This is a genomic window from Actinoplanes cyaneus, assembly GCF_016862095.1.
Taxonomy (GTDB): Bacteria; Actinomycetota; Actinomycetes; order Mycobacteriales; family Micromonosporaceae; genus Actinoplanes; species Actinoplanes cyaneus.
In genome coordinates this window covers 279,381-299,959 of sequence record NZ_BOMH01000007.1, presented here as the reverse complement: position 1 = coordinate 299,959, position 20,579 = coordinate 279,381, and the positions used below count along the sequence as shown (strand labels likewise).

The window sequence follows — 20,579 nt, the reverse complement described above, 5'->3', positions numbered from 1 at the left end:
CGAGATGGCACCTCTTGTCCCGCCGACGGCAGCACGACACCGGGCCGTCCGGCCGACGACCGATCGGCGCAGCGCAGCGCAGCAGATCGAACTCAGGACCCTCTCAGGACCCGTGCGCGGCCAGGAACGCCGCGGCGATCCCCGCGGCGAGGTCGGCCGGGTTCTTGGCGGCGATCGCCCGCCCTCCGGTCGCCTTCGCCATCCCCTGCAGCGCCGGCATGTTCGCACCGGGCCCGTACCCCACCGCGATCACCGGCACCGGCCGGGCCGGGTCCGCCCCGGCGGTGAGCCTCTTCAGGAAGTCCGCGTCGGACATCTTGAAGCGTGTCCCACCGTCCGACCCGTCGGTCAGCACCACCACCACAGTCGCCGTCCCGGGGGCGGCCCGCTCGCGCATCTCGGTCACCCCGTCCAGGACGGTCTGGTAGAGCGGTGTCCCGGAGTTGGCCACCGGCTTGTACCCGCCGATCTTCGCGGCCAGCTGGTCGCGCCGGGTCTTGCCGTCGGCGCTGGCGTCGAGCCCGCCGAACGGCACCTCCTCGGTGTGCGCGGGGCTGTTCGCGGACGGGGTGCCGAAGAACCACATGCCGAGGCTGGTGTCGTCGCCGAACAACTGGGCCGCGCTGGCCCCGGACTCGCGCAGCAGGGACGCCTTGGTGACGCTGCGGCCGGCCCGGTCGGTGATCTTCTCGTTCATCGAGCCGGACGCGTCGATGAGCAGCAGCACCTGGAACGCCACCGACTGGTACGCCGACCACTGCCGGGCCGCGTCGAACAGCGCCGCCGGGTCGGCCGGCGGACGCAGCGCGCCCTTGGTCGCGACGGGCCGGAATCCGGCCTCGGTCAGGGCTTGCGTGGTGATCGCCTCGCGCAGGCGCGCGGACAGGTCGGCCGGGGCTCCCTTGCGCACCGCGTACGGATAGTCGGCGTCCACCTGCCCGTCCGCGGGGGCGCCGCCGACGATGCGTACGGCATGATCCGCTTTCTGGTAGGCCAGGAACTGCTGCTCGGTCGTCGGGAAGACGCCCACCTGGTAGGTCGCCGCGGTCTGCTCGGTCTCGGCGGCCATCTGCCGCAGCAGCGCGGCCGGGTCGGCGGCGGCGCTCTCCAGCCTGCTGCGCAGCGTGAGCGCCTGCAGCTGGGCGATGCCGGCGTCGGGGTTGGTCCTGGCCGTGGCCTGCCCGAGGGCGAAGACGCTGAGCAGCCCGGTCGTGGTCGTGGTCGCATCGGGCATCCGCACCGCGGGCAGCCGTTTCTGGATCGCGCCCTGCACCAGGGTGCTCCAGGACGGCGCGCCGTTCGGGGCGAAGAGCGAGCCGATCGCCTCCGGGCCGGCGATCACCAGCGGTGACCAGGCGAGCGGCCCGCCGGCGGTGGTGTATGTGGCGCCCCGCGACTTGGCGGCGGCCAGCCACACGCTGCTGGACGGCACCCACACGTCCGGTTGCGGCGCGGCGGCGAGCACGGCTCCGGGCTCGGTGGCCTGCACCGCGACCTCGGAGCAACGCTGACCGGCCCGGCTGAGACCGGTGGCCGCCTTCTGGATCACCGGGGCGATCTCGGGCGCGGCGGCGACCCGCAGTTTCGGCTCGGGGCAGGGCAGCGCGGTCTGCTCGGCGGTGGGCGGCGGCGCGCTGGGCTCGGCGACCGGGGTGGCGGAGCGGTTGCTCATCAGGCGCCAGGCGATGCCACCGGCGGCCAGCAGGACCAGGACGACGACCGCGGCGGCGAGCAGCGCACGACCACGGCCGGGCGGGGGGTCGTGATGCGGCTGGCTCCACTCGAGGGGTTCGGGGAGCCGCGGATCGGACCACTCGTTCTCTGGCATGCCACCTCGCCATCGCATGAAGATCGACAACTATCGGTAGAGACCGACCCCAATGGTTGCGGATAGTAGTCCCGGTTTCAGGTCCCGCAACGGCACCTAAGGTTCCGCACAACATCTCGGCACATCCGTGACCGTTCCGCTTCCGGCCGGGGCGTGATCAGGACATCAGCCGAGGGGTGGCGACGGCGATCACGATGAACTCGCCGTCACCGCTGAGACCGACGGGCTCCCGGCCCCAGCCGCCGTAGACCCGGTCCACCCGGAAGCCGGCCTCGCGCAGCGAGTCACGCAGTTGCGCCTCGGTACGGAACCTCAGCGTCGCCGAGTTCGCCAGTTCCCGCCCGTCCGGGAACCGGTAGCGCTCGGTGACGTGCCAGACGTTCGGCTCCACCTCCGCGGCCTCGCTCCACGCCCGCGCCGCACCGTCCGGGAGCGGCACGGTCCGCAGGGAGTCCCGCGGGTTCCACAGCGCCCACGGCTCGAACGCCGGGTCGCCGCTGTCGAAGATCAGGCGCCCCTCCGGCACCAGGGCTCGGCGCAGCCCGCGCAGCACCCCGTCCCACTCCTCGTCGTCCGGATAGGACTGTGCCACGTGGTCGGTCATGAACGCGGCGTCGAACGAGCGCGCCGCCAACTGCCCGGCCGTGCCCTGCAGCCACCGCACCCGCTCGCCGCCGGTCTTGCGCCGGGCCGCCGCCAGCGCGGCCACTGCCGGGTCGACGGCGGTCACCTCGTGCCCGGCCCCGGCCATGGCGATGGCCAGCCGGCCGGTGCCGCAGCCCAGGTCGACGACCCGGTGGGCGGAGCGCTCGGCGAGCACCGCCATGAAGAAGTCGTCTTCCCAGCCCCAGGGACACTCGGCGTCGTAGACCTCGACGAGTCGCGGGTCGTGGAACTCGCCCATCCACACACCCTGGACTGTAAACGCGTGGTGGGCAGTTGACTACCCTAAGTGGACGGTCTTCAGAGAGCGCGTACGCCGAACGGCAGCTTCCCGGAGGCGATGTGCTCGAGCACGACGTCGCGCAGCGCGGCCGCGGCGTGCGGCAGCACCGCGGCCCGGCGCTGGGCCAGGGCGATCGTCCGGCGCATGCCGGGCGGGGCGAGCGGCGTGGCCCGCAGCAGCGGCCGGTTCGCGAGGACCATGCTGGGCACCAGCGCGACCCCGAGGCCGGCCTCGACGAAGGCGAGCACGGCGTCCATCTCGCCACCCTCGACGGCGAGCTCGGGGGTGAAGCCGGCCCGCTCGCAGGCGTGCAGCGTGACGTCGCGGATGTCGTAGCCCTCCCGGAACATCACCATCGGCGTGTGCCGCAACTCGCCGAGCTCCAGCTGCCGGGCGACGGTGAGCGGCGGCCCGTCCGCGACCGAGGCCACCACCAGGCTCTCCCGGACCAGCTCGGTGGTGACCAGCGACTGGTCCACGCCGTGCTCGGGCGCCACGATCAGCGCCAGGTCGAGGGTGTGCGCGAGCAGGCCGGCGATCAGGTCCTGCGAGCTGCCCTCGCTGATGTGCAGCTTGACGCCGGGATGATCCGCCCGGTATGTCCGCAGCACGGCCGGAACCAGGGAGGAGCAGAGGCTCGGGGTGGCGCCCAGGCGCACCTCGCCGCGGCGGAGGCCGACGATGTCCTGGACCGCGTCACGGGCCGCGTCGGCGTCGGCGACGATCCGCTGGGCCATCGGCAGCAGGGTCTCGCCGGCCACCGTGAGGGTCACCGCGCCCCGCATGCGCTCGAAGAGCGGCGCACCGAGGGACGACTCCAGGGTGTGAATCTGCTTACTCAACGTAGGTTGCGAGACGCCCAGAATGTCCGCTGCTTGGGTGAAATGTCGCGTCTCCACCACTGCCAGGAAGTACCGAAGCTGTTGCAGCTGCACCGTAATAGCCTATCGCTATGGCAACCGGCCCGATCATGCATTAGACGAATCGCCTGGGAGTTTCTAACGTCCAGGTTGTGGCGGTAGACACTCCAATTCCCAAGACCAAGAACGCGGCGGGGGCGACGGCAACGCCCACCCCGCGCACGGTGGTCCGGCCCTCGTCGGTCACCCTCAAGATCATCATGGCCGTCAGCGGCATCCTGTTGATCCTCTTCCTTTACGTACACATGATCGGCAACCTCAAGATCTTCTTGGGCGGCACCGACTTCGATCACTACGCGCACTGGCTGCGGGATCTCGGCACGCCCCTGCTGCCGCACATGTGGTACCTGTGGATCCAGCGAGGCGTCCTGACCCTCGCCGTGCTCGCGCACATCTACACGGCCGCGGTGCTGACCGTCCGGGCCAAGAAGGCGCGCCCGGTCAAGTACGCGCACCGGCCCAAGGTCCAGGGCAGTTACGCCGCCCGGACCATGCGCTGGGGCGGCGTGATCGTCCTGCTGTTCATCATCTTCCACATCCTCGACCTGACCACCGGCACGGTGAACCCGATCGGGGACCACGAGCACCCGTACGCGAACGTCGTCGCCGACTTCGCCCCGGGCCGCTGGTACGTGACCCTCTTCTACACGCTGGCGATCGTGGCCGTGGGTTTCCACCTGTGGCACGGCATCTTCAGCGCGGCACGGACGCTCGGCCAGCAGACCGAGAAGGGTCAGCGCCGCGCCAAGACCATCGCGGCCGTCCTGTCCGCGGTTCTGGTCGTCGGGTATCTCTCGGTGCCGTTCTCGGTGCTGGTCGGATTGGTGGACTGACATGGCTGACACTGACTTCTGGACCGAGGGCGAGCCGGTCGTCGACAAGGCCGCCCCGGACGGACCGATCGAGACCCGCTGGGAGCGCCGCAAGTTCGCCGCCAAGCTGGTCAACCCGGCGAACCGCCGGAAGCTGACGGTCATCGTGGTCGGCACCGGCCTGGCCGGCGGCTCGGCCGCCGCGACGCTGGCCGAGCAGGGTTACCACGTCAAGTCCTACTGCTACCAGGACAGCCCGCGCCGCGCGCACTCGATCGCCGCGCAGGGTGGCATCAACGCCGCGAAGAACTACCGCAACGACGGCGACTCCGTATACCGGCTGTTCTACGACACGGTCAAGGGCGGCGACTTCCGCGCCCGCGAGTCCAACGTGTACCGCCTGGCCCAGGAGTCGGTGAACATCATCGACCAGGCCGTGGCGCAGGGCGTCCCGTTCGCCCGGGAGTACGGCGGCCTGCTCGACAACCGCTCGTTCGGCGGCACCCAGGTGTCCCGCACGTTCTACGCCCGGGGCCAGACGGGCCAGCAGCTGCTGCTCGGCGCCTACCAGGCCCTGGAGCGGCAGATCGGCCTCGGCAACGTCGAGATGAACGCCCGGCACGAGATGCTCGAGCTGATCATCGTCGACGGCAAGGCCCGGGGCATCGTCGTCCGGGACATGGTCACCGGCCGGATCTCCACCGAGCTCGCGGACGCCGTGGTGCTCGCCTCCGGTGGTTACGGCAACGTGTTCTTCCTGTCCACCAACGCCAAGGGCTGCAACGTCACGGCCACGTGGCGGGCGCACCGCAAGGGCGCGCTGTTCGCGAACCCCTGCTACACGCAGATCCACCCGACCTGCATCCCGGAGTCGGGCTCGCACCAGTCGAAGCTGACCCTGATGTCGGAGTCGCTGCGCAACGACGGCCGGGTCTGGGTGCCGAAGGCGCAGAACGACACCCGCCGGGCCTCGGACATCCCCGAGGACGAGCGCGACTACTACCTGGAGCGCATCTACCCGTCGTTCGGCAACCTGGTGCCCCGGGACATCGCGTCGCGGGCCGCCAAGAACGTCTGCGACGAAGGCCGCGGCGTCGGCCCCGGTGGCCTGGGTGTCTACCTGGACTTCGCGGACGCGATCAACCGGCTGGGCCGCAAGGCGGTCGAGGCCAAGTACGGCAACCTCTTCGAGATGTACGAGCGGATCACCGGCGAGGACCCGTACGAGACGCCGATGCGCATCTACCCCGCCGTGCACTACACGATGGGCGGCCTCTGGGTCGACTACGACCTGCAGTCCACGATCCCCGGCCTGTTCGTCGTCGGCGAGGCCAACTTCTCCGACCACGGCGCCAACCGGCTCGGCGCGTCCGCGCTGATGCAGGGCCTGGCGGACGGCTACTTCGTACTGCCGAACACGATCAACAACTACCTCGCGTCCGGCCCCTTCCCGAAGGTGTCCGGCAACGACGAGGCGGTCGTCGAGGCGCGCCGGCAGGTCGAGGACCGGATCGCGAAGTTCCTGTCGATCAACGGCGACCGCACCGTCGACTCCTTCCACCGCGAACTCGGCCACATCATGTGGGAGTACTGCGGCATGGAGCGCACCGAGGAGGGCCTGACCAAGGCGATCGGCCTGATCCGCGCGCTCAAGGAGGAGTTCTGGACCCGGGTGAAGGTGCCCGGCAAGGGTGAGGAGCTCAACCAGAACCTGGAGAAGGCCGGCCGCGTCGCCGACTTCATCGAGCTCGGTGAGCTGATGTGCATCGACGCGCTGCACCGGCGGGAGTCGTGCGGCGGTCACTTCCGGGCCGAGTCGCAGACCCCGGACGGCGAGGCGCTGCGCCACGACGACGAGTTCAGCTACGCCGCGGCGTGGGAGTACTTCGCCGCCGACGGCCGGCCGACCCTGCACAAGGAAATGCTCGAATTCGAGTACGTCCACCCGAGCACGCGGAGCTACAAGTAATGGACATTCAGGTACGGGTGTGGCGCCAGTCCGGTCCCTCCGACCGGGGCCGCATGGTCACCTACGACGTCAAGGACATCTCCCCCGACGCGTCGTTCCTCGAGATGATCGACGTCCTGAACGAGAAGCTGATCCTCGACGGTGACGACCCGATCGCGTTCGACCACGACTGCCGTGAGGGCATCTGCGGCGCGTGCAGCATGGTGATCAACGGCGTGGCGCACGGCCCGGAGAAGGCCACCACGACGTGCCAGCTGCACATGCGGCACTTCAAGGACGGCGACGTGATCGACGTCGAGCCGTGGCGCGCCAAGGCGTTCCCGGTGATCAAGGACCTGGTCGTCGACCGGACCGCCTTCGACCAGATCATCCAGGCCGGCGGCTACATCAGCGCCCCGACCGGCACCGCGCCGGACGCCCACGCCACGCCGGTGCCGAAGAAGGACGCCGACGCCGCGTTCGAGGCGGCCACCTGCATCGGCTGCGGCGCCTGCGTCGCGGCCTGCCCGAACGGCTCGTCGATGCTGTTCACCGCCGCGAAGATCACCCACCTCGGCCTGATGCCCCAGGGCCAGCCCGAGCGGGACAGCCGCGTCATCGACATGCTGCAGGCGCAGGACGACGCCGGCTTCGGCGGCTGCACCAACATGGGCGAATGCGCGGAGGTCTGCCCCAAGGGCATCCCGCTGAGCCTGATCGGCCGCCTCAACAGCGATTACCGCAAGGCCGTCGCGAAGAGCTGACCGGAGGTTGCCGTCTCCGGCGGCGCCTGGTGGCGGGACCGCACGACGTCCCGCCACCAGCAAACTCCAGGTGTCCGGCACAACGGCGTGCCGGGCGCCCGGTTCCCCCGAATTCAAGATCTTCATTGCCTCTCTCCGCTGTGGTCCGGATCGTCGCTCCCGCGGGGACCCTTCCGTCCTGAGCAGGGCGCCGGCGCGCCCTGAACGCTCAGGCCGCAAGGGCGATCTCCGTGGGTGGGCGCGGTCAGAAGAACCCCCGCGAGGTTCGCGGTGGGCACGGCAGGCACGCGGCTGCGGCTTTTCCGGCTGGTGCTCATGGTCGTTATTCGTGCCTCATAACGACCATGAGCACCAGCCGGGACCGTGAGCGCGCCGCGGCCCGGCCCCGCGGCAACCTCGCGAGCCCGTCCCGGCTGCCGCTGTCAGGTGGCGAGGGCCGCGGCGATGGCCATCGTGTGCTGGTATTCGCGCCAGCCCGCGAGCAGGCCGTCCCGGGTGCGCAGCACCCCGATGAACGGCGCCGACGCCTGCACCCCGGTCACGTCGTGGGTGCCGGCCAGTTCGTACTCCACGATGATCACCTCCGGGTCGGCGGTCTCGTGGATCACCACGTTCCGGCAGTCGTCGAACCGCACCGGGAAGCTCGCCCGCCCTGCCCGGGTCTGCGCGAGCACTCGTTCCTTGCCCTCGGTGCGGGTAGGCCGTCCGGGCGCGGCGAACGGCGTCTCCACCACCACGTCGTCGGCGAGCATGTCACCGTCGTACGTCGGCTCCCCGGCCAGCCACTGCTCCCGCATCCGGGCGAAGATCTCCTGAGGCGTCACGACGTACCCCCGATTAAGATGAGTGACAACTCGACTTCCTGCCGACAATAGTGAGTGGAGACTCAACTTGCCAGAGGACGGCCCACCCCTGCGCGCCGACGCCCAGCGCAACCGCGCTCGCATCCTCGACGCGGCCGAGACCGTCTTCGCCGAGAGCGGCGCCGGTGCGTCGACCGAGCAGGTGGCCCGCCGGGCCGGCGTGGCGATCGGCACGGTCTTCCGCCACTTCCCCACGAAGGACGACCTGCTCGCCGCGATCATGAAACGCCTGCTGACCCGCCTGATCGCGGAGGCCGGCGAGCTGAGCGGCCCGGACGGTCTCTTCGAGTTCTTCACCCGGCTGACAGCGCAGGCGGCCGGCAAACGCTCGGTGGTCGAGCTGCTCGCCCGAGCCGGGGTCGACGTTCAACTCCCCCAGGCGGTCACCCACCTGGAGCAGGCGGTCGGCACGCTGCTGGCCCAGGCGCAGGCGGTCGGCACGGTCCGCCCGGAGATCCAGCTCCCCGAGGTCATGGCCCTGCTGATCAGCGTCACCCAGGGCGCCCTGCACGGCGGCTGGGACACTTCGCTGCGCGAACGCACCCTCGCCGTCATCTTCACCGGGTTACGCCCGCGACCCGGCCCACACTGAGGTCACCGGCCGATCAGCTTCAGGTAGTCGAGGATGTCCTGGGGGTCCTGGGTCGCGCAGCCCACGTAGTTGTCGGGGCGGATCAGGAGCAGGGCGGGATCCCGTACGTCATAGGCCTCCTCGACCGCGGCGGCCGTGACGTGGTGGATCGGCACCGAGGCCGGCAGCGCCGGCAAGGCGTCCGTGTGGCCGAAGGCGAGCAGCGTCGCGTGACCACCGCGGAGCAGGTCGAACACCCGGCGGCCGTCGCCGAGCGGCGCGTCCGGAGCCCGGTCGCCCGCCTGGATCCGGCCCGGCGCGGCGCGATGCTCGGCGGCGAGCGGGCCGCCTCGGTAGTTCAGCGTGAGCTGCCGCAGCGCCGGGTCGTCGCGGCGCATCGCGTCGTCCCGGTTGTCGACGTGGCGGCGGTGCAGCTCGGTGCTGATGCCCAGGACGTCAGCGGCGACCGGCAGGCGCTCCGCCTCATAGGTGTCCAGCAGCACGTCGTTGCCGGTCGCGAGCTTCCAGCCCAGGTTGTACCCGTCCTGGACGCCGGTGTTGAGCCCCTGCCCGCCGGCCGGGGAGTGCACGTGCGCGGCGTCGCCGGCGAGGAACACGTTCCCGGCCCGGAAGCGGGACGCCATCCGGATGTTCGCCCGGAACTGCGACGTCCAGGCGACCTCCGTGACCGAGATCGACGGGTCGACCGACGCCACCAGCTCGGGCACCGGCGTCTCCGTGGGCGGCGCGGTGAGCTGCCACCACTCGCCATCGCCGGGCAGCGGGCACAGACCGAGCCGGAACCCGGGGTCGCCCGGCCAGACGTGCCAGTGCGAGCGATCCACACCGGTCAGCCGGACGTCGGCGATGAACATCCGCTCGTCCTCGTGGGTCGAGCCCAGGAACTCCACCCCGAGCGCCCGCCGGACCGTGCTGCGCCCGCCGTCGGCCCCGACCAGGTAACGCGCGGTGACGACCTCACCGGTGTCGAGCGTGACCCGCACCCCGCCGGCGTCCTGCTCGACCGCGTCGACGCCGACACCGAACTCGACCGGCACCCCGTCCGCGAGCAGCTCGGACGTCCGCCACTGGGGAACCATCAACGCATTCGGGTACGGCACGTCGGGTGTCGCCTCGTGCAGCTCGTCCATCCGCCACTCGACGGTCTGGCCGTCCGGCCGGTGCACCCGCAACGCCGGGTAGTCGCTGCCGGACTGCTGGAACCGCGCGATCAGTCCCAGGTCGTCGAGCACCTCCAGGGTGCGCGGCTGCAGGCCCTTGCCGCGCGAGCCGTCGAACGGGCGCGGCGATTTCTCCAGGACGCGGAACGGCACGCCGTATCGCTGCAGCTGGCGGGCCACGGTGAGCCCGGTCGGCCCGGCTCCGGCGATTACGATGAATTCTGATTCAGTGAACATAGATTCACCGTAGAGCGCTGATACGCTCCGGTCAAGGCGTCAGGTTGTTCGAATGGTGGTGACGCGGTGCTCCGCAAGGAACAGGCGGCGCAGACCGAGGCAGAGCTCAAAGCGGCCGCGGTCCGCGTCTTCGAGCGCGCCGGCTACCTGAACACCAAGATCACTGACATCACCGCCGAGGCGGGCCGGGCCACCGGCTCGTTCTACAAGCACTTCGCCTCGAAGGAGGCGCTGCTCGAGGCGCTGCTGGCGGACGTGCTCGCCGAGGGCGACGCCAGCGCCCAGCTGCCCGGCCACGGCACTGACTTCCGCGATCGTGAGACGGTCCGCTGGCACGTCGCGTCGTTCTGGTCCGCCTACCGCCGGCACCACGTCGTCATGCTCGCGCTGCAACAGGCCGCGCTCGTCTCCGCCACGTTCGCCGAGCGCAGCCGCGACCTGCTCGCCCCCGACCTGAGCCACATCGCGGACCACCTGTCCGAACTCGATCTCCCGGGCGACCCGCTGCTCTGCGCCGCCCTGTTCGGCACGACGATCGGCGCCTTCGCCACGAGCTGGCTCTCCGCGAACCGCCCCGACCTGGGCCGCGAGCTCTCCGACGACGAGGTGATCGACACCCTCACCGGCTTCCTGCACGCCGGGCTGGGCGGCCTCGGTCCCCTTCCCCGTCCGTCGTAGGCCCGCACCTCGCGACAGGGCTCGCCAGCAGGGCCGCGGCCAGGGACGCGGCGGCGCCCAGCAGCAGGGGCGGGCGAGGACCGAGAGCGGTGAGAGCCGCCCCGAGGGGGATGGCCACCGAGATCGGGCCGAACATGACGAGGTTGCCGGTGGCGGCCACGCGGCCCAGCAGGTGCTCCGGGGTGCCGGTCTGGATGGCGGTGATGCCGGCGATCAGGGTCCACGGCAGGCCTACGCCGGTGACCACGCTTCCGAGGATCATCGCCGGCCACCAGGGCAGGGACCAGAGCACACAGGCCACGGCGAAGAGCGTGGCGCCGAGAGCCGCGACCCGGGCCGCGGTGACGCGGGCCAGCAGGCGGCCCACGACCAGCCCGCCGGCGATCGAACCGGCGCCCTGGGCACTGGAGAGCCAGCCCAGATCGGTGGCGGGACGGTGCAGGCCCCCGACCAGGTGGAGCAGCACCGCGGCGTTGGTCAGGCCGGAGACCGCGATAGTCACGGCCGCCGTCCGGACCGGGGTCCGCATCGGCTCCCGCCACAGTGCGGTGAGCCCCGCCCGCACGCCGGCCCACCCCAGTGTCGCCACCGTCGGCTCCGGCGTGGTGGCATCGGCCGGGGTGGCGGGCGCGGGGGCCGGCCGGGGGAAACGGACCAGGGCGTACATGGCGGCGGTGAGCAGCGGCAACGCCGCACACAGCAGAACGACCGCCTGCGGGCCGTGCCACGCGTAGAGGGCGGCGCCGGCGAGCGGGGCCACGAGTTTCGCGCCCTCCTGGGCCGACGAGCGCCACCCGTTGACGTCCCCCAGCATCGAAGGTGACAGGGCCGCCGGGAGCAGAGCGGACTCCCCCGCGTCGAGCAGCACGTAGCTGAGGCCCCGGATCAGCAGAACCGGGTAGATCCACAGCGCGGACGGCGCGGCGAGCAGGGCCAGGATCGCGGCGCTGATCACCAGGTCGACGGTGATCACCAGCGGTCGCCGCGGGAGCCGGTCCACCACGGCGCCGAGCCACGGCGCGGCCAGCACCGGCAGGTAGGTGCCGAGCCCGGCGACGGCGGCCAGGCCCGCGGAACCGGTCAGGTCGAGGATCCAGAGACCGGCGGCGATCCCCATCGCGAAACTGCCGAACCCGGAGCACAGGGAGATCAGCACGAACAGGACGGCGTTCCGGCGCATGCGTCACCCCAGGATCGAGTATGGCGGGCTCACATCCTGTGCACTTGAGCGGACACGTGTCAACCCTGGCTTGCCGCCTCGAAACCGGCGCGCAGGCGGTCGACGGCGGCTCGCAACGTCGCCGGGAGGGGCACGCCGAGATCGGTGAGCGCCTGACCGACCAGGTCGTAAAGGGCGCCCGGCGGAGCGTCGGGCGTGGCGGCGAGAGTCTCCCGGACCAGGGCCGCGCGCGGGAACCGGCCGTCCCACCGGCGGTCGGCGCCGATCCGGCGGTGCAGCGCCAGGGCGGCTTCGCGCAGCAGGGGCGGCTTGTCGCCGTACGCCGCATCGATGCTGGAACGCCGCGGCCGCGCCTCGCTCTCGGCACCTCGGGCGAGGCGATGGCGGCGTTGTTCCGCCGCCTGGCGGCTGGCGAGGCCGAGAGCGGCGGCGATCGCCGGCCACGTCGCGCCGTCGCGCCGGGCCCGGTCGATCAGCGCCAGCTCCTCGGCGTCCAACCGGGCACGCCGGGCATGGATCTCGCGCAGCTCGCTCAGGTCCACCACGAGCAGACCCTATCGTTGTCAACGACTCGTTGACAACGATCGCTCAGGCCGGCTGCGGCCCGGGCTGATCCTCTCGGGCCGTGATGAGCAGCTCGATGCCGTCGAGCAGGCGAGCCAGGCCGATCTCGAAGCTGTTGTCCGGTTCGCCGCCCCCGAACTCACCGGCGGCGATCGCCTCGGCCAGCGCCGGGAAGCGGTCCGCGGTGACGAAACGCGCGAGCAGGGTGCCGTAGTCCTCGGTCACATCGGGAGGGCCGCTCAGCAGCACCGCGTTGATGTGCGCCTCGCCGCGGGCCAGGTACAGGGCGGCGAGCACGAGGTCACCGCGCTCACGGTGGCTGAGCGGGGTGTCCCGGAACGCCGACAGCCCCCGGTCGAGCCAGGCGAGCTGGCCCGGCTCCAGGGGCGGCCGGCCCGCCGTGGCCTGCAGGATCCACGGATGTGCGTAGAGCACGCCGCGCAACGCCCGCACCCACGTCACCAGGCCGTCACGCCACCCCGGCGGCAGCACGGGCGGCTCGCCCGGAGCGGTGTTCTGCATGAAGACGAGCAGCTCGTCCTTGTTCGCCACGTGCCGGTAGAGCGACATGGGGGCGCAACCGAGCCGCTCCGCGAGGCGGGCCATGGAGAGCGCCGCGAGGCCGTCCCGGTCCGCGATCTCGATCGCGGTGGCGACGATCCGGTCCAGGCTCAGCGTCGGCTGCGGGCCGCGGGCGGGTCGCTCCGCGACACCCCAGAGCACTTTCAACGTACGGGGCAGATCGCTGGCCATTGGCACATCGTAGGGGCTTGGCGGATTACTGCGTACGTCATACGCTCAGCTGCGTAGGACATACGCAGATGGGGGAACTGACATGGCCCGGTTCTGGCAACGCCCGTGGATCGTCCCGCTCGCCGCCGTCGTGGTGATCTTCGTGGCGTTCTCGATCCCGCCGTATCTCAGCTTCGACCCGGCACAGTCGCGCGTCCCGCAGCCCGCGTCGCTCGGCGTCGCGCACTTCTGGCTGCTCGTGCCGCACGTGCTGTTCGGCAGCGTCGCGCTGGTCACCGCCGTGCTGCAGATCTGGCCGTGGTTCCGGCAGCAGCACCCCGTCGCCCACCGGCGGATCGGCCGCGTCTACGTGTTCGGCGGGGTGCTGCCGGCCGGGTTGTGCGCGCTGACGATCGGGGCGTTCACGCCGTACGGTCCGGTGACCCGCACCAGCGACGTCATCCTCGCCGTCCTCTGGCTGGGCGTGACAGTGACCGGCTGGCGGGCCGCGCGCCACCGCCGCTTCGGCGAGCACCGCCGCTGGATGATCCGCAGCTTCGCCCTCACCGCGTCGATCATCACCAACCGCATCTGGGGCGCGGTGTTCGTGATCGGCCTGTCCCCGCAACTGGAGACCACGTTCCACGGGGACGAGGGGCTGCTCAGCTGGGTGGCCTCGGGCGCCTCGTCGTGGCTGGGCTGGACGGTGCCGTTCCTGATCGCCGAGTGGTGGCTGGAGCGGGGCCGCACCAAGGGCCGGCCCGCCATCCGCCCGGCGCCGCAGCCGGCGCGCGAGCCCGCGGTCCCCGCCCCCTGACAACCACTCGCCTCCGGCAGCCCGGCCGGCACTCACGGCTGCCACAGGCCGACCGGACAGCCATGAGCACCAGCTCCGACAGTCCAGCTGGCCGCCACGGCTGCAGCAAGGCGGGCCAAGAGCCGTGAGCACCAGCCTCGACAGCGCGGCTGGCATTCACGGTTGATGCGGCACGCCGGGCCGAGGTGTCACCGCTCCGCGGAGCAAGCGGCCACCGCAGGACGACCAGGTTCGGCCGGCGTCTCGACGAAAGGACTGCGCTGCTCGCCGTCGACCGCGGGCAGGGGCCGCTCGACGTCGACGGGAGGCAGTTCCTCGGCGGGGAGAGGGACTTCCGGGGCCGGTGGACGACGCAGGGCCGTGAGGACGATCAGCAGGGCGCCGACGATGAAGGCGCCCGCCGTGAGGAAGGCCAGGCTGTACCCGTCACGCAGCGCCACCGTCTCGGGGACGCCGGCGGCGAGCCGGGTGGACGTCCGGCCCGCGGACACGGCCGCCAGGACGGCCAGCCCGAGGGCGGCGCCGGCCTGCTGGGCGGTGTTGGTCAGGCCGGAGACCAGACCGGCGTCCTCGTCGGACGCGCCGGCCATGGCCAGCATCATGATCGCCGGGACGGTGAGGCCGACACCCAGCCCCATCACGATGATGGCGGGCAGCACGTCGACCGCGTAGGACGGGTTCGCCGGGATCCGCACCAGCAACAACAGGCCGCCCGCGAAGAGCGCGAGCCCGGCGAGCAGGACCCGCCGCGGTCCGAACCTCGACGTCAGCCGCGCGGTCACGAAGAGGGAGACCACGCCGATGACGATCGGGGTGGGGAGGAAGCCGAGTCCGGTACGGAGCGTGTCGAAGCCCATCACGCGCTGGAGGAACAGCGTGTTCACGAACTGGAAGCCCATCCCGGCGGCCAGGATCAGGATCATCGCGGCGTTCGCGGCGAGCAGCCACGGGCGGCGCAGCAGGCGCAGCGGGACGAGCGGCACGGGCGCGCGCCCCTGCCGTACGAGAAAAGCGATGACCAGTAGCAACGCGCCCACACCGAGCAGCCAGGCGGGCGCTGCCGCAGCCGGTTCGCCGGCCGCGACGATGGCGTAGACCCCGAGTGACAGGCCCGAGGTGACCAGCAGCGCCCCGAGAAGGTCGAGCCGGCGGCCGGCGGTGGCGGCCTCGACGCCGGCAACGGGGCCGGTCGCCGCGGCCGGGCCGGTGGCCGCAGCTGCGCCGGTCGCCGAGGCGGGGCCGGTCGCCGGGGCTGTGGCTGTGGTCGTGGGCGCGGCCGTGAGAGCGTGCGGGAGGAGACGGCGGCCGAGGAACCACGCCACCACGCCGACCGGGACGTTGATCAGGAAGATCGCCGGCCAGCCGGCCAGATCGGTGAGCACGCCGCCCACGACGAAGCCGATGGCGGCGCCCCCGGCCTGGGTGAAGCTGAAGATGCCCATGGCGCGGGCTTGCGGACCCGGCTCCGGGTAGAGGCGGACGATCATGCCGAGCACGACGGCGGAGGCCAGCGCGCCGCCCACACCCTGGACGAAACGGCCGGTGACCAGCAGACCCGCGCTCGGTGCGAGGCCGCAGAGCAGGCTGGCCGAGGTGAACACGAGCAGCCCGGCCAGGAAGATCCGGCGGGCGCCGAGGAGGTCACCTAGCCGGCCGGCGAGCAGCAGCAGGCCGGCGAAGGCGACGAGGTAGCCGTTGACGACCCAGGCCACCCCGGCCGGCGTGAAGCCGAGATCCCGCTGGATGGCCGGGATCGCCACGGCCACGATGGTGCTGTCCAGGACGATCATCAGCGCGACGGTGCAGAGCACGGTCAGTGTTGCCCCACGAGAAGGACTCATGGAGCGACCGTAACAGATAATCCGCTTCGAAACTATCTTGGAGCGGACGAGGCTCGGGCGCGGCGAACCGGCTGCGGGCCGGTGATCACGTCGTTGCCCAGTGCTTCCAGGATGCTCAGGAACGCCGCCCGGGAGTCCGGCGGGAAGGCGGCCAGCGCCTCGTCGTGCACCCGGTCGACGATCCGCTGCGCCTCGCCGGCGGCCAGCCGGCCCTTCTCGGTGACCGCGATGATCCGCGCCCGGCGGTCCGTGGCCGACGGGCGGCGCTCGGCCAGCCCCCGCCGCTCCAACTCGTCGACGGTGCTGACCATCGTCGTCTTGTCCAGGCGGGAGAGGGCGGCGATCTGGATCTGGGTGCGCTCCTCCTCCAGCGCGTGGAGCAGCACGCACTGCATGCGGGGAGTCAGGCCGACCTCGGCGAGCGCGGTGGCGAGCCGGTTGGTCAGCGCGTGCCCGGCCTCGTTGAGCAGGCCACTGACGTCGAGCACGGTGCGTTCAGGCGCGGACATGGAACAAGGCTAGCTCCGGATCCTCCGCAACCAGATGATCCGGAGCCGGCAGCAAAACAAGTCAGCCCCGAGCCGCCCGGGAAGAAACAGGGCGGGTAGAGGCGGCCGGCGAGTCCCCGTGTGCACCCGCCGGCCGCCGGTCATCAGGCGAAGGTCACCCAGGCCGGCGCGTACGGCGTCACGCGCAACGGCATCCGCGCCTCCGCGGGCGTCCGGTCACCCTTCCGGTTGTTGCAGCGACCGCAGGCCGCCACGGTGTTCAGCCATTCGTTCCCGCCGCCACGCGAGCGGGGCAGGATGTGGTCGATGGTGGTGGCCACGTCGCCGCAGTAACCGCAGACCTTCTTGTCCCGGGCGAGCACACCGGCTCGCGTCCAGCCCGGCCCGCGGCCCCGCCGCCAGCGCGTCACCACATAGCTGACCAGCCGCACCACGGTCGGCACCTGGTAGACGCCGATGGTCGCGTCCGGCTGCGCCTCGTGCACCACCGCCACCTGACGGAACAGCATCCGGATCGCGTGCCGGAGGCTGACCCGGTGCAGCGGCCCGCAGTCGGCGTTCAGAACCAGAACCGCGCTCATTCCGTTTCACCTCCGTCAAACCTATTCTCACCAAGAATCAGCAGCTCAGGGGCGTAACTGCTGAGGAAGAAAATAGGCGCGGCATCGACGCCGGACAACCGATTAAAGGTCAGCGCAGAGCACGGTGGACGACCACCGACAATTGCGTGAGCCCGGCGATCTGCAAAGCCGCCCAGAAGGCCGGTGGCAGCCAGGGCAGATCGACCACGGCGAGCGCGGCGAGGCCCAGGCCGGCGATGAGGGCGCGGGTGGGCCGCTCGGCCACGGTGACGACCCCGATCTCGGACATGCCGGCCGCGACGGCGCGGGCACGGACGTACTCGTGCAGCCAGCTCGCCGCCCCGGCCACGGCCACCAGCCAGCCGGGGGCGCCGGCCAACCAGAACGCGACGAGCCAGGCGGCCTCGCCGATCCGGTCGGCGACCGAGTCGTACACGAATCCGGTCCTGGTGACCCGCCCGGAGACCACCGCGACCGCGCCGTCCAGCCCGTCGGCCAGCGCCGCCACCAGCACCAGGGCGGCGGCGAGCAGCAGACTGAGCGGCACCGCGGCCGGCACGCCGAGACAGATCAGCAGGCCGCAGGTGGTCACCGTCATCGGCGACACCCGCTTACCGCTCAACCAGGATCCGATTCTGTACGCCGTGCGCACCCACCCACGAACGACCCGGGACCCTTTCCGCGGGTCGAATCCGCCGTGCAGCCCGGACCAGGCGACCGCGTACTCGTCCCAGGTCACCGCGAGTCCCGTACCAGCGAGACCAGCCGCCCGGAAAGCAGCCGCGCGGAAAGCAGCCGGGCAGGGAACAGCCGGGCAGGCCGCCGGGACGGCAGCGCAGACGCCCGGGCAGCGGGCGGCGGGGACGGGTGCACGGCGCGGGTCAGACGGCCGCGGCGACGTCCGACGGGGCGAGCCGCTGCCAGACCTCACGTGTGGCCGTCGACCGGTTCATGGTGATGAAGTGCACGCCCGGCACGCCCTCGTCGAGCAGCCGCGCGCACATCTCCGCGCATTTCTCGATGCCGAGCTCGCGCACCGCCGCGTCGTCGCCGGCGACCCGCTCGAACTCGCGCAGCAGTGCGGGCGGGAACGGCGCCCCGGAGAGCTGCGTGGACCGTTCGATCGTCGCCATCCGGGTGACCGGCATGACCCCGGCCACGATCGGCGTGTCGCAGCCACTCGCCGCGACCCGGTCACGCAGCCGCAGATAGTCGTCGGCGTCGAAGAACATCTGGGTGATCGCATAGTCGGCGCCGGCGCGGCACTTGCGGATGAAGTTGCGCGTGTCGCTCGCCACGTCGGCCGAGCGCGGATGTTTGTACGGGAAAGCGGCCACCCCGACACTGAAGTCGCCTGACTCGCGGATCAGCCGGACCAGGTCCTCCGCGTAGTCGATGCCCTCGGGGTGCTTCACCCACGTGCCCATCGGGTCGCCGGGCGGGTCGCCGCGCAGGGCGAGCACGTTACGGATCCCGGCGCCGGCCAGCCGCCCGATGACGTTGCGCAGCTCGGCGATCGAGTGGTCGACCGCGGTCAGGTGCGCGAGCGCCAGCAGGGTGGTCTCGGTGGCGACCCGCTCGGTGACGGCGACGGTCGTCTCCCGGGTGGTGCCGCCCGCGCCGTACGTGATCGAGACGAAGCTCGGCCGCAGCGACTCCAGCTCCCGGATCGCCTGCCAGAGCAGCCGCTCCCCGTCGGTGGTCTTCGGCGGGAAGAACTCGAACGAGAACGTCGGCGCCGCCCCGCGGATCAGCTCGCCGATCGACGGGGTGCCGGGCAGCTTGGAGGGAAGACCGAGAGACACACCGGGAACTGTACCGGGCCGGTTCGCCGGGCCGGATTCGTGAACCAGTAGCGTCGGGCCGTGACGACTTCCCCGCTCGAGTCGGCCGGTCTGCGGCCGCGTGTCGACAAGGCGCTGACCGCATTCCTGGCCGGGCAGCGTGACCGGCTGCTGTCGATCGACGCGGCGCTGGCCGAGGTGTCCGCCACGGTGACCGAGTTCGTGCTGGGTGGCGGCAAGCGGCTGCGGCCGGCGTTCGCCTACTGGGGCTTCCGCGGGGCGGGCGGCGCCGATTCGGACGCGGTGGTCGCGGCCGTCGCGTCGCTGGAGCTGGTGCAGGCCAGCGCGCTGATCCACGACGACCTGATGGACCGGTCGGACACCCGGCGCGGGGTGCCGGCCGTGCATCGCCGGTTCGAGAAGCTGCACGCCGGCGAGGGCTGGCGGGGCTCCCCGGCCGGGTTCGGTGACTGCGCCGCGGTGCTGCTCGGCGACCTGGCCCTGGTCTGGTCGGACGAGCTGCTGCACGGCTCCGGGCTGCCGCTCGCCGACCTGGCGCGGGCCCGGCCGGTCTTCGACGCGATGCGCACCGAGGTGACCGTCGGGCAGTACCTGGACGTGCTGACCCAGGCGACCGGTGACACCTCGCTGGAGCGGGCCGGCAAGGTCGCCCGGTACAAGTCCGCGAAGTACACGGTGGAGCGTCCGCTGCTGCTCGGCGCGGCGCTGGCCGGGGCCGGTCCGGAGGTGCACGCGGCGTACTCGGCGTTCGGCCTGCCGCTGGGCGAGGCGTTCCAGCTGCGCGACGACGTGCTGGGCGTCTTCGGTGACCCGGCGCAGACCGGCAAGCCGGCCGGCGACGACCTGCGCGAGGGCAAGCGGACCTATCTGGTGGCGTCTGCGTTCGGGGTGCTCGACGCGGCCGGGCGGGCCGAGCTCGACGCCGCGCTCGGCGACCAGGAGCTCGACGACGCCGGGGTGGAGCGGTTGCGCTCGGTGATCCGGGACAGCGGGGCTCTCGCCGCGACCGAGGCACGCATCGAGGAGCTGATGACCGCCTCGCTGACGGCGCTGGCCGCGGCGCCGATCGAGGAGGAGGGCCGCGACGTGCTGCGACAGCTCGCCGAGGCCGCTACCCGTCGTTCCGTCTGATCCACTTCCAGAGACTGCGACCCTCGCCCGCCGCAGGGTGGCGCTGGATGCCGCGACGGCCCAGCGTCACCCACAGTGACAGCGTGCTCAGCACCAGCGCGAACCCGAACAGCAGGTCCTCCACCGGCGCGTGGACGAGGCGCCAGCCGATGATCGCGTCCGGGTCGTACCTGACGATGTTCCGGCCGGTCAGGATGCCGTTCGAGATCAGCTGGAAACCGAAGATGATCGGATACGTCGCCCAGAAGACGACCCGGCGCACCAGCCTCGTGCGCAGGACCCAGAGATCAAGAGCCAGAGCTGCCAGTACGCCGAGGAACGCGGCCGTGGTGTAGGTCACTCGTCCCCCGCCGGGCGGCGCAGGACGGCCCGCACCGCCTCGAACCCGAGAATCGCGCAGACCGGCACGACCAGGAAGAACAACACCTCGTCGAGCGGCAGCCCACCGCCGAGGAAGACGCCGGTGATCTGCTCGGGGTCGAAGTGCCAGTGGCCGGCGGCGATCGCGCCCAGGTCCCACAGGACGAAGACGGCCGCCACCGGCACCACGGTCAGGAGCAGCCGGCGCCACCTGCGCAGGACGTTGACCCGCAGGAACGGCTCCAGCCAGAGCGCGCCGGCCAGGCAGCCGGCGAGCACCGCGACGTACGCGAAATGTCGCATTTGATGGT

General features: G+C 71.7%; 22 protein-coding genes. 7 read left to right on the top strand and 15 right to left on the bottom strand.

The window, feature by feature from the left end; all coding sequences use genetic code 11:
* Positions 1–103: 103 nt before the first annotated feature.
* The 3 genes from Acy02nite_RS05720 to Acy02nite_RS05710 form a co-directional block, all read right to left on the bottom strand.
* The gene (locus tag Acy02nite_RS05720) at positions 104–1,828 is read right to left on the bottom strand and encodes a substrate-binding domain-containing protein (protein WP_203738722.1); all 1,725 of its coding nucleotides are present in this window, start codon (positions 1,826–1,828) and stop codon (positions 104–106) included.
* A 157-nt stretch (positions 1,829–1,985) separates the two neighbouring features.
* Positions 1,986–2,732, bottom strand: a complete 747-nt coding sequence (locus tag Acy02nite_RS05715) for a class I SAM-dependent methyltransferase (protein ID WP_203738721.1) — start codon at positions 2,730–2,732, stop codon at positions 1,986–1,988.
* 59 nt (positions 2,733–2,791) lie between these two features.
* The gene (locus Acy02nite_RS05710; protein ID WP_203738862.1) at positions 2,792–3,715 is read right to left on the bottom strand and encodes a LysR family transcriptional regulator; all 924 of its coding nucleotides are present in this window, start codon (positions 3,713–3,715) and stop codon (positions 2,792–2,794) included.
* 143 nt (positions 3,716–3,858) lie between these two features.
* On the opposite strand from Acy02nite_RS05710, the gene Acy02nite_RS05705 reads away from it, so the two are divergent.
* Genes Acy02nite_RS05705 through Acy02nite_RS05695 form a run of 3 tightly spaced genes read left to right on the top strand, consistent with a single transcriptional unit; the run spans position 3,859 to position 7,218 of the window.
* Positions 3,859–4,527 carry a succinate dehydrogenase cytochrome b subunit gene (locus tag Acy02nite_RS05705; RefSeq protein ID WP_264653259.1) on the top strand — a complete coding sequence of 223 codons (669 nt, stop codon included), beginning with the start codon at positions 3,859–3,861 and terminating at the stop codon, positions 4,525–4,527.
* A gap of 1 nt (position 4,528) precedes the next feature.
* Positions 4,529–6,475, top strand: a complete 1,947-nt coding sequence (locus Acy02nite_RS05700) for a fumarate reductase/succinate dehydrogenase flavoprotein subunit (RefSeq protein WP_203738720.1) — start codon at positions 4,529–4,531, stop codon at positions 6,473–6,475.
* Positions 6,475–7,218, top strand: coding sequence for a succinate dehydrogenase/fumarate reductase iron-sulfur subunit (locus Acy02nite_RS05695; RefSeq protein ID WP_203738719.1), 744 nt, complete (start codon positions 6,475–6,477; stop codon positions 7,216–7,218). The genes Acy02nite_RS05700 and Acy02nite_RS05695 overlap by 1 nt, the downstream gene beginning before the upstream one ends.
* Before the next feature lie 422 nt (positions 7,219–7,640).
* Here Acy02nite_RS05695 and Acy02nite_RS05690 read toward each other — a convergent pair whose 3' ends face one another.
* On the bottom strand, positions 7,641–8,042 hold the full coding sequence (locus Acy02nite_RS05690; protein ID WP_203738718.1) for a nuclear transport factor 2 family protein: 402 nt from the start codon (positions 8,040–8,042) through the stop codon (positions 7,641–7,643).
* Between the two features lie 67 nt (positions 8,043–8,109).
* On the opposite strand from Acy02nite_RS05690, the gene Acy02nite_RS05685 reads away from it, so the two are divergent.
* On the top strand, positions 8,110–8,673 hold the full coding sequence (locus Acy02nite_RS05685; RefSeq protein WP_239174256.1) for a TetR/AcrR family transcriptional regulator: 564 nt from the start codon (positions 8,110–8,112) through the stop codon (positions 8,671–8,673).
* A gap of 2 nt (positions 8,674–8,675) precedes the next feature.
* Here the strand turns inward: Acy02nite_RS05685 and Acy02nite_RS05680 are convergent, their stop codons facing one another.
* Positions 8,676–10,070, bottom strand: coding sequence for an FAD-dependent monooxygenase (locus Acy02nite_RS05680; protein ID WP_203738717.1), 1,395 nt, complete (start codon positions 10,068–10,070; stop codon positions 8,676–8,678).
* Positions 10,071–10,136: 66 nt separating this feature from the next.
* On the opposite strand from Acy02nite_RS05680, the gene Acy02nite_RS05675 reads away from it, so the two are divergent.
* Positions 10,137–10,748: a TetR/AcrR family transcriptional regulator gene (locus tag Acy02nite_RS05675; protein WP_203738716.1), complete on the top strand. Its 612-nt coding sequence runs from the start codon at positions 10,137–10,139 to the stop codon at positions 10,746–10,748.
* On the opposite strand, the gene Acy02nite_RS05670 is transcribed toward Acy02nite_RS05675, so the two are convergent.
* From Acy02nite_RS05670 to Acy02nite_RS05660, 3 genes are read right to left on the bottom strand one after another with little or no spacing between them, the layout of a single operon-like run.
* Positions 10,690–11,928, bottom strand: coding sequence for an MFS transporter (locus Acy02nite_RS05670; RefSeq protein ID WP_203738715.1), 1,239 nt, complete (start codon positions 11,926–11,928; stop codon positions 10,690–10,692). The genes Acy02nite_RS05675 and Acy02nite_RS05670 overlap by 59 nt on opposite strands.
* A gap of 59 nt (positions 11,929–11,987) precedes the next feature.
* Positions 11,988–12,473: a hypothetical protein gene (locus Acy02nite_RS05665; protein ID WP_203738714.1), complete on the bottom strand. Its 486-nt coding sequence runs from the start codon at positions 12,471–12,473 to the stop codon at positions 11,988–11,990.
* Positions 12,474–12,516: 43 nt separating this feature from the next.
* Positions 12,517–13,245, bottom strand: a complete 729-nt coding sequence (locus Acy02nite_RS05660; protein ID WP_203738713.1) for a TetR/AcrR family transcriptional regulator — start codon at positions 13,243–13,245, stop codon at positions 12,517–12,519.
* Between the two features lie 82 nt (positions 13,246–13,327).
* On the opposite strand from Acy02nite_RS05660, the gene Acy02nite_RS05655 reads away from it, so the two are divergent.
* A complete protein-coding gene (locus Acy02nite_RS05655; RefSeq protein WP_203738712.1) occupies positions 13,328–14,041 on the top strand; it encodes a DUF2306 domain-containing protein in 714 nt (237 codons plus the stop codon).
* A 188-nt stretch (positions 14,042–14,229) separates the two neighbouring features.
* Here Acy02nite_RS05655 and Acy02nite_RS05650 read toward each other — a convergent pair whose 3' ends face one another.
* From Acy02nite_RS05650 to metF, 5 genes are all read right to left on the bottom strand, one after another.
* Positions 14,230–15,882 carry an MFS transporter gene (locus Acy02nite_RS05650; protein WP_203738711.1) on the bottom strand — a complete coding sequence of 551 codons (1,653 nt, stop codon included), beginning with the start codon at positions 15,880–15,882 and terminating at the stop codon, positions 14,230–14,232.
* 32 nt (positions 15,883–15,914) lie between these two features.
* Positions 15,915–16,391 carry a MarR family winged helix-turn-helix transcriptional regulator gene (locus Acy02nite_RS05645; protein ID WP_203738710.1) on the bottom strand — a complete coding sequence of 159 codons (477 nt, stop codon included), beginning with the start codon at positions 16,389–16,391 and terminating at the stop codon, positions 15,915–15,917.
* A gap of 143 nt (positions 16,392–16,534) precedes the next feature.
* The gene (locus Acy02nite_RS05640; RefSeq protein WP_203738709.1) at positions 16,535–16,972 is read right to left on the bottom strand and encodes an HNH endonuclease; all 438 of its coding nucleotides are present in this window, start codon (positions 16,970–16,972) and stop codon (positions 16,535–16,537) included.
* A gap of 109 nt (positions 16,973–17,081) precedes the next feature.
* Positions 17,082–17,711, bottom strand: a complete 630-nt coding sequence (locus tag Acy02nite_RS05635) for a CDP-alcohol phosphatidyltransferase family protein (protein WP_203738708.1) — start codon at positions 17,709–17,711, stop codon at positions 17,082–17,084.
* A gap of 142 nt (positions 17,712–17,853) precedes the next feature.
* Positions 17,854–18,777, bottom strand: a complete 924-nt coding sequence (metF, locus tag Acy02nite_RS05630; RefSeq protein ID WP_203738707.1) for a methylenetetrahydrofolate reductase [NAD(P)H] — start codon at positions 18,775–18,777, stop codon at positions 17,854–17,856.
* Positions 18,778–18,837: 60 nt separating this feature from the next.
* Here metF and Acy02nite_RS05625 point away from each other — a divergent pair, with 60 nt between their 5' ends.
* Positions 18,838–19,908: a polyprenyl synthetase family protein gene (locus Acy02nite_RS05625; protein WP_203738706.1), complete on the top strand. Its 1,071-nt coding sequence runs from the start codon at positions 18,838–18,840 to the stop codon at positions 19,906–19,908.
* On the opposite strand, the gene Acy02nite_RS05620 is transcribed toward Acy02nite_RS05625, so the two are convergent.
* Together Acy02nite_RS05620 and Acy02nite_RS05615 are read right to left on the bottom strand one after the other, a co-directional pair.
* Complete coding sequence (locus Acy02nite_RS05620; protein WP_203738705.1) at positions 19,889–20,248, bottom strand: lycopene cyclase domain-containing protein; 360 nt, start codon at positions 20,246–20,248, stop codon at positions 19,889–19,891. The genes Acy02nite_RS05625 and Acy02nite_RS05620 overlap by 20 nt on opposite strands.
* Positions 20,245–20,571, bottom strand: coding sequence for a lycopene cyclase domain-containing protein (locus tag Acy02nite_RS05615; protein WP_203738704.1), 327 nt, complete (start codon positions 20,569–20,571; stop codon positions 20,245–20,247). Before Acy02nite_RS05615 ends, Acy02nite_RS05620 begins: the two co-directional genes overlap by 4 nt.
* Between the last annotated feature and the right edge of the window lie 8 nt (positions 20,572–20,579).